The organism is Alkalicella caledoniensis, assembly GCF_014467015.1.
Lineage (GTDB): Bacteria > Bacillota > Proteinivoracia > Proteinivoracales > Proteinivoracaceae > Alkalicella > Alkalicella caledoniensis.
Genome location: NZ_CP058559.1, coordinates 2,106,264 through 2,122,834, shown reverse-complemented (window position 1 = coordinate 2,122,834; position 16,571 = coordinate 2,106,264). Strand labels below are relative to the sequence as shown.

At 36.5% G+C, this 16,571-nt stretch carries 20 protein-coding genes; 2 read left to right on the top strand and 18 right to left on the bottom strand.

What is annotated here, in order from left to right:
* Positions 1-143 precede the first annotated feature (143 nt).
* From HYG86_RS10470 to HYG86_RS10410, 13 genes are all read right to left on the bottom strand, one after another.
* Complete coding sequence (locus HYG86_RS10470; RefSeq protein WP_213165523.1) at positions 144-593, bottom strand: low molecular weight protein arginine phosphatase; 450 nt, start codon at positions 591-593, stop codon at positions 144-146.
* A 10-nt stretch (positions 594-603) separates the two neighbouring features.
* Positions 604-1,278, bottom strand: a complete 675-nt coding sequence (locus HYG86_RS10465) for a manganese efflux pump MntP (RefSeq protein ID WP_213165522.1) — start codon at positions 1,276-1,278, stop codon at positions 604-606.
* 44 nt (positions 1,279-1,322) lie between these two features.
* Entirely contained in the window at positions 1,323-2,360 is a 1,038-nt protein-coding gene (locus HYG86_RS10460; RefSeq protein ID WP_213165521.1) for an L-threonylcarbamoyladenylate synthase, read from the bottom strand.
* Positions 2,361-2,366: 6 nt separating this feature from the next.
* Complete coding sequence (locus HYG86_RS10455; RefSeq protein ID WP_213165520.1) at positions 2,367-3,572, bottom strand: YibE/F family protein; 1,206 nt, start codon at positions 3,570-3,572, stop codon at positions 2,367-2,369.
* 3 nt (positions 3,573-3,575) lie between these two features.
* Positions 3,576-4,022, bottom strand: a complete 447-nt coding sequence (locus HYG86_RS10450; RefSeq protein ID WP_213165519.1) for a Fur family transcriptional regulator — start codon at positions 4,020-4,022, stop codon at positions 3,576-3,578.
* A 271-nt stretch (positions 4,023-4,293) separates the two neighbouring features.
* Positions 4,294-5,934: a Na/Pi cotransporter family protein gene (locus HYG86_RS10445; protein ID WP_213165518.1), complete on the bottom strand. Its 1,641-nt coding sequence runs from the start codon at positions 5,932-5,934 to the stop codon at positions 4,294-4,296.
* Between the two features lie 118 nt (positions 5,935-6,052).
* A complete protein-coding gene (locus tag HYG86_RS10440) occupies positions 6,053-6,274 on the bottom strand; it encodes a putative Se/S carrier protein (protein WP_213165517.1) in 222 nt (73 codons plus the stop codon).
* Positions 6,275-6,438: 164 nt separating this feature from the next.
* A complete protein-coding gene (locus HYG86_RS10435) occupies positions 6,439-6,657 on the bottom strand; it encodes a putative Se/S carrier protein (RefSeq protein WP_213165516.1) in 219 nt (72 codons plus the stop codon).
* Positions 6,658-6,861, bottom strand: a complete 204-nt coding sequence (locus HYG86_RS10430) for a sulfurtransferase TusA family protein (RefSeq protein ID WP_213165515.1) — start codon at positions 6,859-6,861, stop codon at positions 6,658-6,660.
* Complete coding sequence (gene yedE / locus HYG86_RS10425; protein WP_213165514.1) at positions 6,842-7,942, bottom strand: YedE family putative selenium transporter; 1,101 nt, start codon at positions 7,940-7,942, stop codon at positions 6,842-6,844. Before yedE ends, HYG86_RS10430 begins: the two co-directional genes overlap by 20 nt.
* Positions 7,943-8,121: 179 nt before the next feature.
* A complete protein-coding gene (gene nifU / locus HYG86_RS10420) occupies positions 8,122-8,493 on the bottom strand; it encodes a Fe-S cluster assembly scaffold protein NifU (protein ID WP_213165513.1) in 372 nt (123 codons plus the stop codon).
* The gene (nifS, locus tag HYG86_RS10415) at positions 8,475-9,674 is read right to left on the bottom strand and encodes a cysteine desulfurase NifS (RefSeq protein WP_213165512.1); all 1,200 of its coding nucleotides are present in this window, start codon (positions 9,672-9,674) and stop codon (positions 8,475-8,477) included. The genes nifU and nifS overlap by 19 nt, the downstream gene beginning before the upstream one ends.
* 31 nt (positions 9,675-9,705) lie before the next feature.
* Positions 9,706-10,125 carry an RrF2 family transcriptional regulator gene (locus HYG86_RS10410; protein ID WP_213165511.1) on the bottom strand — a complete coding sequence of 140 codons (420 nt, stop codon included), beginning with the start codon at positions 10,123-10,125 and terminating at the stop codon, positions 9,706-9,708.
* A gap of 193 nt (positions 10,126-10,318) precedes the next feature.
* On the opposite strand from HYG86_RS10410, the gene HYG86_RS10405 reads away from it, so the two are divergent.
* Positions 10,319-11,002 carry a helix-turn-helix domain-containing protein gene (locus tag HYG86_RS10405; protein WP_213165510.1) on the top strand — a complete coding sequence of 228 codons (684 nt, stop codon included), beginning with the start codon at positions 10,319-10,321 and terminating at the stop codon, positions 11,000-11,002.
* Positions 11,003-11,022: 20 nt separating this feature from the next.
* Complete coding sequence (locus HYG86_RS10400) at positions 11,023-11,892, top strand: IS3 family transposase (RefSeq protein WP_246451953.1); 870 nt, start codon at positions 11,023-11,025, stop codon at positions 11,890-11,892.
* Positions 11,893-12,167: 275 nt separating this feature from the next.
* On the opposite strand, the gene spoIIR is transcribed toward HYG86_RS10400, so the two are convergent.
* From spoIIR to HYG86_RS10375, 5 genes are all read right to left on the bottom strand, one after another.
* Complete coding sequence (gene spoIIR, locus HYG86_RS10395; RefSeq protein WP_213165509.1) at positions 12,168-12,740, bottom strand: stage II sporulation protein R; 573 nt, start codon at positions 12,738-12,740, stop codon at positions 12,168-12,170.
* A gap of 9 nt (positions 12,741-12,749) precedes the next feature.
* On the bottom strand, positions 12,750-13,523 hold the full coding sequence (sigG, locus tag HYG86_RS10390; RefSeq protein WP_425489244.1) for an RNA polymerase sporulation sigma factor SigG: 774 nt from the start codon (positions 13,521-13,523) through the stop codon (positions 12,750-12,752).
* A gap of 143 nt (positions 13,524-13,666) precedes the next feature.
* Positions 13,667-14,545, bottom strand: a complete 879-nt coding sequence (gene prmC, locus HYG86_RS10385) for a peptide chain release factor N(5)-glutamine methyltransferase (protein ID WP_213165507.1) — start codon at positions 14,543-14,545, stop codon at positions 13,667-13,669.
* Positions 14,546-15,616 carry a peptide chain release factor 1 gene (gene prfA / locus HYG86_RS10380; RefSeq protein ID WP_213165506.1) on the bottom strand — a complete coding sequence of 357 codons (1,071 nt, stop codon included), beginning with the start codon at positions 15,614-15,616 and terminating at the stop codon, positions 14,546-14,548.
* A gap of 7 nt (positions 15,617-15,623) precedes the next feature.
* Entirely contained in the window at positions 15,624-16,565 is a 942-nt protein-coding gene (locus HYG86_RS10375) for a DUF1385 domain-containing protein (protein WP_213165505.1), read from the bottom strand.
* Positions 16,566-16,571 lie beyond the last annotated feature (6 nt).

Sequence of the window (16,571 nt, the reverse complement as noted above, 5' to 3'; positions counted from 1 at the left end):
GTGACAAAATACCTAAAAAATACCCTAAGTAAGAGAAAAAAATGCTTGACAGTATTAACACTGTAATACAAGAAGCGCTACGCCTAAATGGTCAGAACACTCCCATAAATAAAATATAACAAAGTAGCTCTTTCGCCACTTTGTTATATTTTATCTCGTTTTATAATCTCATCTATACTATATTTTATTTCTAAAAAAGTTTTTTCATATACAAATTTATCCTGTCCAAAGGGATCGGATATGTCTTCATTAGCTTCTGTTCCATCAAATGCAAATTCCTTTAATGTAAAAATTTTCTCCCTAGCCTTTGGGAAAAGTATTTTGACATACTCTTTGTGATTTGATGTCATTGTAAGTATTAAATCAGCCTTTGAAACCATTTTTTCGTCGAGCATCACTGATTTATGGTTATCTAAATTGACACCTTGACTAGCTAGAACTAAAGCTGTGTTTTTACTAGCTGGCAAACCATCCACAGTATTTATACCTGCTGACTCGATTTCTACTTCCCTATCCTTTAACAATTTGGATAAATATACCTCTGCCATAGGGCTTCTACATGTATTTCCTGTACATACAAATACTATTTTCATCTAATCACTCCTAGAGCAACATTTTTATGCCCAGTACAACAAGAACTGTTCCACCTATCATTTCAGAACGCTCTCCTATCCACCCACCTATGTATCTTCCAAAAGATAATCCTATTGCTGTCATCGTAGCTCCAAAAAAACCAAATACAGCAATAACTAATGGTATAGAAAAACCAAAAGCACCTAAGCCAAAGCCTATAGTAAGGGCGTCTAAACTAACACTAAAGGCTAACAAGATAAGGCTAAGACCTATAAGTTTGTCTTCACAGGGTTTCTCGCTGCCTTTATAGGATTCATATATCATGTTAGCCCCAATAAAAATTATTAGTAGTCTACCTATATAAAATGCATAAATTCCCAATACGGCGCCGAATACTTCACCTAATATCATTCCTCCTAAGGGCATGATAATATGAAAAATGCCTATAACCACACTAGTTTTAATAATATCTACTGCACAAACCTTTTTCATACCTATCCCAATTGATAGGCTAAAGGCGTCTGTGCCTAATGCTATCCCCATAAGAACCAAAGCTAAAAACTGTTCACTAAAGATATTTGCACTGTCTTTAAATGCTGGTATTTCAATTTGTGGAAGCATCCAGATCATTATCCCTGCCATTAAAAAGACTAGTAATACCCTAGAAGTTTTTTTTCTAATATAAACAATGGTCTTTTTCCCCATAAAATAACCAACCCCTTTTAGCGTCGCCCTCCTAAATACTTTATTCACACCTTGTGAATATTATTCCCACAAGCCTTCATTAACCTATTCATTATAGCGATGCCTAACCCTTGGGGTTTTTCTATTCCTTGGGAAATTATATACTCCACTCCTAATGCATCAAATTTACGTAGAGAGTTATACAGGGAGTTAGCAAGAGTCTTTAAGTCGCTCCTGGGTCCCATGGATATAATGTTATAAGATGGTGGAAACTCCGCTATGTTTTCTTCATAGCATAGTATCCCTATGTTCTTAAACTGGTTTGTTTTATTAATTTCCCCTATGCGTTCTTTCATTTTTTCTACGGTCTTGGAATCGTCCCCTATAAATACTTCCATGGTGGCTTTGGGTTGATAATGCCTATATTTTACTCCTGGTGACAAAACGGGCCCGCCAATATGCTCTTCATAGGGTTCTAACTCAATAACTTCCCGTAGTTCTTCATAGGTTAAAGACCCTGGTCTTAGTATCTTCGGTATATAACCAGTAAGGTCTAAAACTGTTGACTCTATACCTATTTCTGTTCCACTTGCCCTTATAATATAGTCAACTTTTCCGTCAAGGTCCTCAAGTACATGCTCAAATTCTGTAGGACTTGGTCGCCCAGAGCTATTTGCAGATGGGGCCGCCACTGGAACGTCTGCTTCCTTTAATAGTTCAATGGCTAATGGGTGACCTGGAATTCTAATTGCAACGGTGTCAAGACCTCCTAATGTAACAGAGGGAATTATATCTGTGTTTGCTTCTAAAACAACTGTTAAAGGCCCAGGCCAAAATGTATTAAAAAGTACATTTAGCTCTTGGGGTATATTTCTTGCAAGTTTTTCTATCCAAGAGTATTCAGCCACATGTAGAATTAGAGGGTTATCTGAAGGCCTTCCTTTTGCCCTATAAATGTTTTTAACTGCGTCTGTGCATAGCCCATTGGCTCCAAGCCCGTAGACTGTTTCTGTTGGAAAAACAACAGTTTTACCCTTTTTCAAAGCCATTGCCGCTTCTTTGATGTCAAGTGTATTTACACCTAGTATTTTTGTATTTTTCATTACCAACTATCCTTTTTGTTCGTGTCTTTTAGTAAATAGCACAAAAAATAGTACCGTTAGAGGTATGGCTGTCATTAGACCTAGACTTCCCACTAAAGATCTTACTACTTCTGTAGCTATGAGGTCCATATTTATAATCTGTTCGTAAGGGATTTCGTACGCCCTAAATATAAGTAACAGTGGTAATGCTCCCCCTGTATATGCTAGTATGAGTGTGTTTACCATAGTTCCCATAATGTCTCTTCCAATATTCATTCCTGTGTTAAACAAATCCATAGGTTTAATATTTGGCACTGACTTTTTTAATTCAAACATTGAAGAAGCCACAGACATACCAACATCTAGTACCGCCCCAAGTGTTCCTATTATTATGCCCGCAAATAGTAAACCCCTTATATCAATGCTTTGTGCTTCATCAATAAATGTAAGCATTTGAGCTTCTTCAGAGCTAAAGCCTGTCAAATAGGCAGAGTTGCCGAAAATAACTGCTAAAATACCTGCAAAGATAAGTCCTCCTATCACACCGCAAATGGCAGCTAGGGACTTGTTATTAAATCCACCTACAATGAACAACGTTACGACAGCTATTAAACTTGAAAAAACTATGGCGAGCATTAGCGGGTTATACCCTCTAAGCACCAGGGGTAATAGGGCAAAAACTATGACAACGCCCATCAATACCAAGGTAACCAATGCCAGCAAACCTTTTTTTCCACCTATTAGCAACAAAACCGCTACGAAAATACCCAGAAGAATATATATATAATAGTCCCGAGCATATCCTTGAATACCAATTGTAGCAATCTCCCCATTATCTATCTCAGCATAAAGTACTACCCTTTGCCCTTCCCTTAGTTCTAGATCATAAAGGGGATGTCCCATAAATACATTTTCTATCTGAAACTCCCTCCCATAATAATCTCCCCGGGAAGTAACCACAACAGTTATTTCTTCTCGCCCTTTAAAGAAAAAATCTTCTTCAGGGGCTGGTTCAAAAGGTCCCACATGGGTCACTGTACCCTTAAGAGTTATAGCAGGTAAATCTTGAAAATCGTCAGAATTCTGTTCTATATCTTGAGTAAATGGTGCTTCATCATTGAAATCCAGTTCATCATCTAAGTCCTCATCTCCTGGTAGTCCTACAGCAAATACTGATATGCTACATATCAGTATTAATAGTATGACAAAAATCCCTATCTTAAATTGTTTCATTTTTTAATCTCCTAACCTTTGTTGTTCATGACAATTTTCACAGATACCAAGAAATTTTAAATGATGTCCTGTTATTCTAAACTTATATTTTTTTTCCACTTTTTCCTCTAGTTGGTCTAGTAAGTCTTCATCAACTTCAAAAACTTCGTTACAGCTAGTGCATACTAAATGATGATGGTGGTGGTCCTCTTCCTTTAGCTCATATCTGCTTCTGCCATCTCCAAAATTCATTTTATGTATGATATTTAGTTCTTCAAATAATTCTAGGGCCCTATAAACTGTGGCTAAACCAACGTCAAGATTTTCATCCTTCACAATTTCATAAATTTCTTCTGCACTCATATGCCTGTGAGTATTGTCTAAAATTATCTCAAGTATTCTTTTCCTTTGATTCGTTACTTTATATCCACTATTTGCCAATATTTCCTTAGCTTTTTCTGTAATTGACATTCTTAGTCCCCCTCAAAAGTTTCTTTCAAACTAGATTTATTGGGCTAGGTCATTTCTGCCCTTTTTTAAATTATAGTTTACCCCTTTTTTTGTGTCAAACACAAAAAATAATAATGTTTTAATTAACAACATTTTTCTACTAAAAAACATACAACAAAAAAAGTGTTTGGACTCACAAGCTGCTCAAAAACCTTCAGGTAAGAGACACAAAAACCCAGAACCCCAGCGTATATTTAATACGTGAGGATTCTAGGCTTTTGAAACAATAAATTTAATATTCCCCTAGGACTATTTGTGCTATGTTTACAGCATGGTCACCTATTCTTTCAAAGTTACTTATAACATCTAAGTATATAACACCTGAAGTAGGATGACATTTCCCTAGGTTTATACGTTCTATATGACGATTTCTTAAGTTTCTCTCTAAATCATCCACTACATCATCTTCTTCTATAACCTGTTTTGCTAGAGCAGAATCATTATCCTTAAATGCTTTCATGGCCTTTGTGGTCATCTTAATAACAGCCTCATGCATACTTGCAAGCTCTTCCCTAGCTTTATCAGAGAAGGGTATCTCATCTTCAATTTTGCCTACACATAATGTAGCTATATTTTCTGCATGATCACCAATCCGTTCAATATCGTTAATTGCGTGAAGTAACATAGTTAGTCTTTCTGAGTCCTTTCCTGTCAATCCTTTGTTGGAAAGTTCCGCTAAATAAATAGCAATTTCTTTCTCTAATTCATCAACCACTGACTCCCGCTGTTCAACATCTTTCATTATGTCAATTCTATTTTCAAAAAGTATATTTATGGAATCTGTCACCATATAATTGGCTATATCGCCCATCCTTGCTACTTCTTTTTCTGCACTTCCTAATGCTAGGGCTGGTGTTTTAAACATTCTTCTATCAATGAACTTAACACCACGTTCAACTACTAGCTCTTCCCCTGGAACCAATCTAACAATTAGCTTTACAAATTGGTTTATAAAGGGTAAAAACAACAGAGAGTTAGTCACATTGAAAATGATATGAGCATTTGCAACCTGCCTTGCCACTAGAACTCCTGGATTATTATATTCAGGTGTTATACGAACTACTAATTCAGTAAAGGGTCGTAAAATTATTAGGAAAAAGACAACACCCATTACATTAAACACAACATGGGAAACTGCTGCTCTTCTAGCAGTAAGGTTAGCACCTATACTAGCAAGCATGGCAGTAACACAAGTTCCAATATTTGACCCTAGCACTAATGCTAAAGCAGATGGCAGTGGTAATATGCCTTCTAAAGTCATGGCCACGATAACACCAGTGGCAGCACTACTACTTTGAACAGACATTGTAAATACTGCCCCAGCTATAATACCCAAAATTGGAGTTTGTCCAAATGATTCAACAAAGGCTAAAAATGCAGGGGCTCCTCTTAGCACTTTCAAAGAAGCAGACATAGTGTTCATACCCAAAAACAAAATACCAAAACCTAATATGACCTGCCCCATATATCTATATGCTCTTTTTTTCGCAAAAAAACTAAAAAGTACACCCACAGCCACTGCAGGTAATGCTAGTTCATTAAAACCCTTAAAGGAAACTAAAAGAGCAGTAACAGTTGTCCCGATATTGGCACCAAAGATAGTACCAACAGCCTGAGCTAAAGACATCAATCCAGCATTTACAAACCCTACCACCATTACAGTTGTTGTGCTACTACTTTGAACCAAAACAGTTATAATTACACCCGTGATAACAGCCATAAAACGATTTGTTGTTAATACCTCAAGTATTCTTCTCAGTTTATCTCCAGCAGCTTTCTGCAATCCTTCTGCCATCAACTGCATACCAAAAATAAAGAGAGCTAGTCCTCCTATTGCACCAAAAATTAACTCTTTTAAAGCAATATCACCCATTTAAAGAGTCCTCCATTTCGTTAATTAGTTGCCCCACAATTATCCTACCATATATTGTTTCAATGTCAATTTCATATTTCCATATTATGTAATTATAATGTAAAGAGTTTGTTACAGTTTATTCTATGTCATGTATAACATAATCAATGTGGCTATTATTTAAAAGGTTTAAAACCTCTTCTAGTTTGCTTTCTACAATTTTAAGGCCTAGACCACACCTGGCTGTAATATTTTTTGGTAATGGGATAGGGTTAACTTTTATCCCTTCTGATAAAATTATATCCTCGGCTTTGAGGGAATCATGGGTAGATTCAAAAGCCAGCAACTTGCTCTTCTCCATTGTCTTCCTCCTTAAGTCATTTTAAGATTGTTCATAACTGTATTTTACCCCATTGCTATCACCTTAGCCATAGTATATTTAAAAAAGCCCAAAGGGAGCCACTAAAAGGATTCACTAACAATGACACAAATAATGGACAAAAATAAAGGCGCAAATCTGCGCCTTTATTTTATGATATGAACATTTTCATATTCAATTTCGTTTCTTTGTAATACCTCTTCTATTTTGGTTTTATCCTCTATGTTTCCTTCTATGGCTAAGCCACAATCTGAACTTATATGTCTTGGAACGGGCTTTACTCTAATGGGTATTTGTTCATTTGAGAGGAGTTCCTCGGCTTTTAAGTTATCATATGTTGTATAGAAAGTTATTATAATCTTCATTTATTCCCCAACCACGAAAGTGTATAGTCCGCTATGTTCTCTAACATTATAGGCAGTTCTTTTAGATTGACAAAACCTTTCTATATTCTCTTTTGCTACATTTGTATCAACTGTTAATTCAAACTTTCCACCCTTTTGTACCTCCTGACGAAACATCAGTAGAGGTTCAGGACAAGATAAGCCCCTAGCGTCCAATTGTCGCATTTCTTCCCCTCCTTACAAAAATATATTTAGAATGACTTACTATGACTACTGCCATAACTATAAAACCCATAATAACTGCAACCTTTCCGTTACTTCCCACTCCTGCAGGTGTTGCAGCCAAACTAAAGTTGTGGGCAAAGGCTGCTCCCATAACCATACCTAAAACTGTAACTGCAGAGTCTAAATTTCCTTCTCCAGTTAAAATTAACTGCCTTAGCGGACAACCACCTAGTAAAACAGACCCTAGCCCCACTAGCCCCATCCCCAAAAAATTCCACAGGTGGTCTGTGTGAGCAATAGGTTGACCTTCGAAACCTAATTTAAAATCAATGCCATTGCCATTGAAAATTAGATTAGTTGCCAAGGCCACAATAAAAACTGCGATGTATCCACTTAACATGTGGAAGTCTTTTATTACTATTGAGTCCCTTATCCCACCTGCCATACAAAACCTTGATCTTTGACCAAATACACCGACTATTAAACCTGCCCCGAGGGCTATAAGTATAGGAGCAGTAAATGATCCCGGCCCCTCTAGACTAAAAAATATAAAATCAGGCTTTACGATCAAGAAAGCCAGTAAAAGTACAACAATTATAGGCATAGTAAAACCACCGGATATATTTTGCTCTGTAGTTCTTCCTAATGTAAAACCACCCTTAAGTGCCTTAATACCTATGAAAATTCCAGAGATAAAACCTAACAGTGCAACAACTGCATTAAGATCCCCATTGGCTAATCTAAGTATCATACGGAAAGGGCATCCCAAAAACACTAATGCGCCAATCATAACAAAAAAACCTAAAACAAATCTCGTAAGTGGTGATGACCCACCCCTTACCTTGAACTCTTTAAAAGCTAGTGATATAAAAAATGATCCTAATATAAATCCAATGACCTCAGGACGGATGTATTGTACAACACCTGCCCTGTGAAGCCCTACACCTCCGGCAATATCCCTTACAAAGCATGCTACGCAAACACCCATGTTGCCTGGATTACCTAATTTAACTAGAAATGCACCTAAAAAACCAATAATAATTCCCGCAATGATGATATATTGCTTCTTAAAAAAATTCAATTGCAGACCCTCCTTGTTAATTTATTCACAATATTTATATTCTAACCCTTCCCCCACGATTCCTTTATATATACTATAAAATTTGCTTATATTGTAAAACTACAGTTGAATGTCGCAAAGTAGAATTGTTGATATTCATATATAAAAAAAGAGCCGATATTATTATCGGCTCTTTGATCTTATAGGTTGTTACTTTTTTTATAATCTTCGATTGCAGCTTTTAGGGCATCAGCTGCAAGGTTTGAGCAGTGCATTTTTAATGGCGGAAGGCCACCTAGTTCTTCTGCTACCATTTGGTTTGTGAGTTTCAGAGCTTCATCTAAAGTTTTACCCTTAGCCATTTCAGTTACAGCGCTACTTGTGGCAATTGCAGCACCACAACCGAAAGTGCGAAACTTAATGTCTTTGATTATACCTTCTTCTACTTGAAGGTAAATTCGCATAATGTCCCCACATTTAATATTACCAACTTCACCTACACCGTCTGCTTTTTCCAGTTCCCCAACGTTCCTTGGGTTTTTGAAATGATCCATTACTTTTTCTGAGTACATGGACATTCACTCCTCTCTGTCATGATATTTTTTCCTAGGGGTGACATACTTCTAAGTCTATGAACCACTTCAGGTATAACTTTCAAACAGTAGTCTATATCTTCTTCTGTTGTACCTTTACCAAGTGTTAACCTTAATGATCCGTGTGCTGTTTGATGGGATAAGCCCATAGACATAAGAACATGGGATGGGTCAAGGGACCCAGATGTACAGGCAGAGCCGCTTGATGCTGCAATTCCCTCCATATCAAGACTTAGTAACAAGGCTTCACCCTCTATATACTCTATAGAAACATTAACATTGCCGGGCAGTCTGTTTATGGGATGCCCGTTTAATTTGACGTCTTCTATTTTTAAAAGTCCCTCTATGAGTTTATCTCTAAGTTTAGAAATTCTTTCATTGTCAGCGAGAGATAAAGTGGCAATTTCAGCTGCTTCACCAAAACCGATAATTCCTGCTACATTTTCTGTCCCTGGTCTAATTTTTCTCTCTTGCCCTCCACCAAAAACAAGGCTTTTAAGTTTAGTACCCTTTTTTACGTATAAGGCTCCTACTCCCTTTGGTCCGTAAATTTTATGTGCAGAAATGGAGAGCAAATCTACACCTAGCTCTTGGACATTTACAGGTATGCTACCTAAGGTTTGAACTGAGTCTGTGTGCACATAAACTCCTTTTTCCTTAGCTATTTTGACTACTTCCTCTATAGGTTGAATAGTACCAACTTCATTGTTTGCATGCATTAAGGTAATTAGTATTGTATCATCTTTAATGGATTTTTTCAGTACTTCTAAGTCAATTACCCCGTTTTCATCAACAGGCAGCTTTGTAACTTCAAAGCCTTTCTTTTCAAGGGCTTCACAAGTATCTAATACAGCATGGTGTTCGATGGCTGAAGTAATAATATGTTTTCCTTTATTTTGCAATGCTTCAATCACACCAAAAATAGCTAGGTTGTCAGCTTCCGTACCCCCTGAAGTGAAATATATTTCTTGTGGAGATGCTGCCCCTATGGCTTTAGCTACTTTTTCTCTAGCTTTATCAACATGTATCGCAACTTCTCTACCAAATCCGTGTATACTAGATGGATTACCGAATAATTCGTTATAAAATGGCAACATAGCTTCTAACACCTTTGGACTAATAGGTGTGGTGGCAGCGTGATCTAAGTAAATCCTTCTCATCTTTAAAGCACTCTCCTTTTTAAAATTTTATCTATTTAATATCTTTTACAATATCTTCAAAAGTTATATCGTCTAAAACTTTAGCCATACTATCCCTTAATTTAGCCCAAACAAACCTTGTTATGCAACTACCTTCTTTGGTACAACACTCTTGTGTAGTCTTGTTTTCCAAAACACAATCAACTGGGCCTAATGGACCTTCCAGTGCTCTAACAGCATCCCCTACAGTTATCTTTTTCGGTTCTTTGGCTAGAACATAACCACCCTTTGGTCCTCTAGTACTATCTATTAACCCAGCTTTCTTCAGATCCCTAAAAAGCTGCTCTAAGTAAGTTTCAGACAAATGTTCTTTACTAGCTATTACTCTTAAGGGAATAGGTCCTTCGTCATAGCAATGAGCTAATACTGCTAAAGCCCTCACTCCATACTCACCTTTTGTAGAAAGTTTCATATAAACCCTCCTTATCCCTACTAATTCACTCGGCTTTATAAATAAAAAAATATATCCGAGTTATTTAGTCGAGTTTATTATAAACCATTTATCTTGAAAAGTCAAAAGGAAAAAGCGATATCTCTGATATGCTCCCCTTGTGGTAGACAGTTAAAATAATAAAAACTGTTTACAACAAGGAGGAGTATTTTTTATGGGTCGGAAAAGTAAATTCTCACCAGAAGAAAAGTTAGAGTATGTTCTTATGTGTATAGAAGGAAAAAATTCAGTTAGCCATGCAGCTAAGTTAATCGGTGTCAGTAAAGATACCATGAGGAGATGGGTCAGTAATTATATGTCGTTGGGTGTTGATGGGTTGACTACTAGTGCAAAGAATACTAGCCATTCTTCAAATGCAAAGGAATTAGCGATAAAGGAATACCTTTCTGGTAAGGGTTCTTTGCATGATATATGTTTTCAATATGGAATACGCTCTACAGGGATACTTCATACATGGGTTATGAAGTATAATAGTCATGAGAAATTAAAATCTTCTGGTACTGGAGGAGTATCTATCATGACTAAAGGAAGAAAGACCCATTTTGATGAAAGAGTAGAAATAGTAAAGTACTGTATTGAGAATAAATGCAACTATGTTGAAACAGCACAGAAGTTTAATGTATCTTACCAGCAGGTTAATTCATGGACTAATAAATACCTAAAAAAAGGTATAGAAGCCCTTCAAGACAAGCGAGGCAAAAGAAAGTCAGAAGATGACATGTCTGAAATGGACAAACTTAAAGCCCAAAACAAACTACTTGAAGCTGAAATTCGCCAGAAGCAAATGGAGATAGATTTTTTAAAAAAGTTGAAAGAAATAGAAAGGGGGCGGTTTTAAGCCAAGTAAGATATGAGACGATCTATCTTACGATACAGGAACTTAAAAAGACTAAAGGTTATTCAATCACAAAACTCTGTGTTTTTGCGAAGGTTCAACGTTCCTCATATTACAAATGGTTAAACAGAGAAGCAAGTACTAATGAACAATTTAACAAAACTTTAATACCATTAATCAGAGATGCATATGAAGAGAGAGGCGGTATACTTGGGTATCGTCAGATGACAATCAAGTTAAACAGAGAGCAAGAATTCCATGTAAACCATAAGAGAATCTACAGACTGATGAAAATACTAGGTTTAAAATCTGTATGCCGTAGAAAGAGAAAGAACTACATCAAATCCACACCAGAAATAACTGCAAAAAACGTACTAAGCAGGAACTTTAATGCAAATGGATTTGGGGAGAAATGGCTTACTGATGTAACAGAGATGAAATATGGAATCAGTGGAAAAGCCTATCTAAGTGCCATACTTGACCTCGGAGATAAGAGCATAGTGTCCTTTGTCTTGGGTCATTCAAATAACAATGCACTGGTATTTAGAACGTTTGACATTGCCCATGAGCAGCACCCTGATGCAAAGCCAATTTTCCACAGTGATAGGGGATTTCAATACACCTCAAAAATGTTCAAAAACAAGTTGGATAATGCGGGTATGACACAGAGTATGTCTAGAATCTCCCGTTGTATAGATAACGGCCCTATGGAGGCATTTTTTGGTACCCTTAAGTCAGAAATGTACTATCTCAACAAATTCAGCTCATATCAGGAATTGGAATCTGCTGTCATTGAATACATAGAGTATTACAATAATCATCGTTATCAGAAGAGGCTTGAATGTATGACTCCAATGGAGTATAGGCAACACCTTTTAAGTAAGGTAGCATAAGCTTTTATGCCGCGAAAGCCTGTTTATATGGGGTGTACCCTCTGGTAAAATGTGTGTGGCGGAAGCCAAATATTTGTCAAGTATCAACTTCCGCCCAAGAATGGGAGTCCAGAGGGTACAGGGGCCCCCATGTCAACAGGACCGTGGAATAAATGCGGGTAAAATAAATAAAACCTTCAAAAAAATAACGCCAATCAAATTAATGATTGACGGCATAGTATTTTTTGTTTTTTCTACTGTCTACTTGACAGGGGCATGTTCACTCTATCGCCTTTTTAAAAAATATTACTTAAAAAGCTTACAACTCCTTTTACCCATTTAACTATAATAAAATCATATTCTACATCTAACTCCTGTGCCATGGAACCACTTTCTATATTTTCGCTATTTTCTTTTACTTCTCCCACAAAACACAGGGGAGGGAACATCACACACCACCAGTTATCACCTGCACCTTCACCTAACACAACCCTTACTGCCTTATATGTTCCACTTGGGTAAACAGTTTCCATATACATCCTTGTGGGAAAATCAAAGTCTCCAACTTCGGCTTTAGCTGAATATTTATACCCACTTTCACTAAGAACAGTTATAGATATATCTACCATTTCATCTAGGTTTTCACTTATGAATTCATTTAGGTCCCTCTGGCTTTTTAATTTAGAAAGTTCCTCTCTAAAATTATTCATTATTTCATCTCTAACTTGATATTTTACAAATTGGTCCTGAGGGCTATTACTGTTGGCTATAATATGTATTCTTAATATTTCTTGACTTTGAACACTCCTTGAAAAAAATGTCAGTAAACTAAGTGTAATTAAAAAAGCTAATATTTTTATTTTCCCCATTTTTATCCCCTACCTTATATAACTTTTTATAAAATCTAACGCAACTTTTTCTAATCTCGATACCTGAGCTTGTGAGATTCCTATCTCCTTAGCTACCTCTACTTGTGTTTTTCCAGAGAAAAATCTCTTTGACAATATCTCTTTTTCTCTACTGGAAAGCTTATCTAATGCTTGTTTTAAAAGGATTTTTTGCAGCCAGCTTTCATCTGTTTCATTATCCCTAACTTGCTCTTCTATAAATATTGGGTCTTGATTATCGCTAAAAACAGGTTCGTTCAAAGACATTGGTTCGTAGTTTGCGTCTAAGGCAAAAACGATCTCTTCTTCTGGTAATTCTAGAGCTGCTGCTATTTCTTTCATAGTTGGCTCTCTACCTAACTCCTTTGCAAGGTTTTCTCTTTTTTGCAATGCTTTATGGGCTATCCTTCTAACAGACCTACTTACTCTTATAGTATTATTATCTCTAAGATATCTTCTGATTTCACCCATTATCATAGGGACTGCATATGTGGAAAACCTTACACCTAAGTTAGGATTAAAATTATCCACTGCTTTTAATAGTCCTATACAACCTATTTGGAAAAGATCGTCTATATTTTCACCACGATTTTTAAATTGTTTAAGTACACTAAGTACCAGCCTTAAATTCCCATTTACTATGGTTTCCCTAGCTGCCATATCACCTTGTAGCTTCTTCTTAAAAAGTTCGTCCATTTTTTTAACAGATATCACAGGCAGGTTATATGTATCTACACCGCTTACAGTTACTTTTTGATTTATAATCAATTTAAGTTCCCCCTCATATTCCATTTCTTGCTAAACTACATTATTGACAGAATATAAGGTGTTCTATACATATTTTTTAGATATTATTATTTTTTTTTCAATTTTTAAGGCAATATTTTTATACGAATACAAAAAACACCCTATAGGTGTTTTTTTTCGGCGTAATTTTCACCTATCACAACTCGGTCGTGTCCCGATAGGTCTTTTACAATATAAACTTCTTCAAAACCACTATCCTTTAGTAGTGCCGTAGCCTCTTGACCTTGATGGTATGCAATTTCTATGGCCATTGCCCCACCTGGGTTAAGTACTCCTGCTATTTGTGTTAGTAGCTCCTCATATATCTCAAGCCCTGTATACCCACCTATGAGGGCTCCATAGGGTTCATGCTCTTTTACTTCTTTTTGTAATGTCGAAAATTGTTTCTCTGGGATATATGGCAAATTAGCCAGCACGAGATCAACTTTTATGTTTTTTTCCAAAAGGGGTAATGACAGACTGCCATTAAATAACTCTACTTTATGTTCTAGATCTAGGCGAGTTCTGTTAATCCTACAAACATCTAAACTGTCCTTGGAAATGTCCACTGCATAAACATAAGCCTTTGAAAGTTTTGCTATGGATAATGATATGGCCCCACTTCCTGTGCCTATATCAACCACTTTAAGTTCCCCAGAGCCATTTCTTTCTATATATCCTAGAGCCCATTGGACTAAATTCTCCGTGTCTGGCCTTGGGATTAGTACCCTTTCATCAACAAAAAAATCCAAGCCCATAAATTGTTTCTCTTTCACGATATATGCAAAGGGGTAACCACTACCCCTTTTTCCAACATACTCTTTATATATAATTAGGTCTTCTGATTTTAGATGTGTGTCTTCATATATCTTTAGTTTTGCAAAGGTAGTGTCTAGCAAATAGCGTAGTAACAATTGGCTTTCAAAGTAGGGATTTTCAATATTATTCTCTTTTAGATAGGAAGAAGCCCATATTAGGGCTTCTTTAATGGTTTGTGACATTTATTCTACCTTCTTCAGCTTTTCCATTTGGTCAGCTGTATTTAGTGCATCGATAATCTCATCTAAATCACCTGCTAGGACATAGTCTAACTTGTGTAACGTTAAACCAATGCGATGATCTGTCACCCTACTTTGTGGGAAGTTATATGTTCTGATTCTCTCACTTCTGTCTCCAGTACCCACTTGACTTTTTCTGTTTTCTGCCATCTCTGACCTTTGCTCTTCTTCGTATTTTTCCAAAAGCCTAGCCCTAAGAACTCTCATAGCTTTGTCCTTGTTTTTAAGTTGAGATTTTTCATCTTGCATAGACACAACCACACCAGTAGGCAAGTGAGTTATACGAACAGCAGATTGGGTAGTGTTAACACTTTGTCCCCCTGGTCCAGATGAACAAAAAGTATCTATTCTTAAATCATTTTGATTGATTTCTATCTCAACATCTTCAGCTTCGGGAAGTACTGCAACGGTTATTGTTGATGTATGAATTCTTCCACCTGAATCAGTTGAAGGAATTCTTTGCACCCTATGAACACCACTCTCATATTTCAAGCGGCTATAGGCACCTTCACCCTCTATAACAAAAACTACTTCTTTTACACCGCCGATATCAGTATAGTTAGAGTCCATAACATCGGTTTTCCAGCCCTTAGTTTCCGCATATCTTGTATACATCTTAAAGATGTCTGAAGCAAAAAGGGCAGCTTCATCCCCACCGGCACTACCTCTAATTTCAACTATAACGTTCTTTGAGTCATTAGGATCTTTAGGTAGCAACAAGATTTTAAGCTTTTCTTCAAGGTCTGCTTTTTGTGTTTCTAACTCTGGAAGTTCTTCTTTCGCTAGTTCCACTAGTTCGGGGTCAATTTTATGGTACATAATATCTTTTGCTTCCTGATAAGATTCCACAACAGACTTATAGTCACGGTATGCATTTACTATAGGAGTTAAATCTGCATGCTCCTTAGTGTATTTTCTCCATTGTTGCTGGTTGTTTGTTATAATATCTGGGTCTGATATCATTTTTTCCAGATCAGCAAACTTCTCTTCTAAAGCTTTTAATTTATCTAACATTATTTTTTTACACCTCTACTTTACAGGCAATATCATTCTCATTATATAGCCCGTCAGACTCAATGTCAATTTCTTCACTATCCATATCCAGAACACCCTTTAACGCGGATATAGCTACTTCTATTTGGTCAAAATCTGGGTTTCTCGTGGTAAGCTTTTGAAGATACAACCCCGGTAGCATCAAAACATAAACTAGCTTCGATTTACTTTTCCCAGCAAGTCTTGTTACTTCATATGCCACACCAGCTATCAATGGTACTATAACTATCCTTAAAAAAATCCTTGGCATTATAGACATCCACGGCAACATGGAAAAAATCCCTACACTAATAACCATAACAAGTAATAGGAAAGACGTTCCGCATCTCTTATGAAGTGGAGAATATCTACTGACATTTTCCACAGTCAAGTCCTCTTGTTGTTCATAGCAGTGAACAACCATGTGTTCTGCTCCATGATACTGAAAAACTCTATATATTTCTTTAAGTTTAGATATTACTACTACATATGAGAGAAATAAGGACAACCTTATAATACCCTCAACAATGTTTTTAAATAAAAATTCTTTTCCAAACACCCACTCTAAAAGTTCTACCAATAATGTTGGCGCAACAAAAAAGAGGCCAATAGTAGCTGCAATTGCAAAAAACACAGCAAAAAAAATGTCTTTTTTACTTAGTTGTTCGCCTTCTTCTCCCTCACTTATGTTTGCAGAGTGCGTCAACATCTCAACACCTAGTTTCATTGCATCAACTAAATTCATAGCTCCTCTTATTATTGGCAGTCCCAGTAGTTTATGGCGTTTATTAAGGGATTTAACAGTTTGTGATTCAACATGAATCTCTCCATTGGGTTTGCGTACGGCAAGGGAGATTTTTTCCCCACCTCTGAACATAACACCTTCTAAAACAGCTTGCCCACCCATGGCTAAACTTTGTTTCTCTTTCATTTTATC

What these genes read in the sequence shown, in the direction of transcription:
- HYG86_RS10470 (WP_213165523.1), bottom strand. Translation starts at nt 593, where the DNA reads ATGAAAATAGTATTTGTATGTACAGGAAATACATGTAGAAGCCCTATG.
- HYG86_RS10465 (WP_213165522.1), bottom strand. Translation starts at nt 1,278, where the DNA reads ATGGGGAAAAAGACCATTGTTTATATTAGAAAAAAAACTTCTAGGGTA.
- HYG86_RS10460 (WP_213165521.1), bottom strand. Translation starts at nt 2,360, where the DNA reads ATGAAAAATACAAAAATACTAGGTGTAAATACACTTGACATCAAAGAA.
- HYG86_RS10455 (WP_213165520.1), bottom strand. Translation starts at nt 3,572, where the DNA reads ATGAAACAATTTAAGATAGGGATTTTTGTCATACTATTAATACTGATA.
- HYG86_RS10450 (WP_213165519.1), bottom strand. Translation starts at nt 4,022, where the DNA reads ATGTCAATTACAGAAAAAGCTAAGGAAATATTGGCAAATAGTGGATAT.
- HYG86_RS10445 (WP_213165518.1), bottom strand. Translation starts at nt 5,934, where the DNA reads ATGGGTGATATTGCTTTAAAAGAGTTAATTTTTGGTGCAATAGGAGGA.
- HYG86_RS10440 (WP_213165517.1), bottom strand. Translation starts at nt 6,274, where the DNA reads ATGGAGAAGAGCAAGTTGCTGGCTTTTGAATCTACCCATGATTCCCTC.
- HYG86_RS10435 (WP_213165516.1), bottom strand. Translation starts at nt 6,657, where the DNA reads ATGAAGATTATAATAACTTTCTATACAACATATGATAACTTAAAAGCC.
- HYG86_RS10430 (WP_213165515.1), bottom strand. Translation starts at nt 6,861, where the DNA reads ATGCGACAATTGGACGCTAGGGGCTTATCTTGTCCTGAACCTCTACTG.
- nifU (WP_213165513.1), bottom strand. Translation starts at nt 8,493, where the DNA reads ATGTACTCAGAAAAAGTAATGGATCATTTCAAAAACCCAAGGAACGTT.
- nifS (WP_213165512.1), bottom strand. Translation starts at nt 9,674, where the DNA reads ATGAGAAGGATTTACTTAGATCACGCTGCCACCACACCTATTAGTCCA.
- HYG86_RS10410 (WP_213165511.1), bottom strand. Translation starts at nt 10,125, where the DNA reads ATGAAACTTTCTACAAAAGGTGAGTATGGAGTGAGGGCTTTAGCAGTA.
- HYG86_RS10405 (WP_213165510.1), top strand. Translation starts at nt 10,319, where the DNA reads ATGGGTCGGAAAAGTAAATTCTCACCAGAAGAAAAGTTAGAGTATGTT.
- spoIIR (WP_213165509.1), bottom strand. Translation starts at nt 12,740, where the DNA reads ATGGGGAAAATAAAAATATTAGCTTTTTTAATTACACTTAGTTTACTG.
- prmC (WP_213165507.1), bottom strand. Translation starts at nt 14,545, where the DNA reads ATGTCACAAACCATTAAAGAAGCCCTAATATGGGCTTCTTCCTATCTA.
- prfA (WP_213165506.1), bottom strand. Translation starts at nt 15,616, where the DNA reads ATGTTAGATAAATTAAAAGCTTTAGAAGAGAAGTTTGCTGATCTGGAA.
- HYG86_RS10375 (WP_213165505.1), bottom strand. Translation starts at nt 16,565, where the DNA reads ATGAAAGAGAAACAAAGTTTAGCCATGGGTGGGCAAGCTGTTTTAGAA.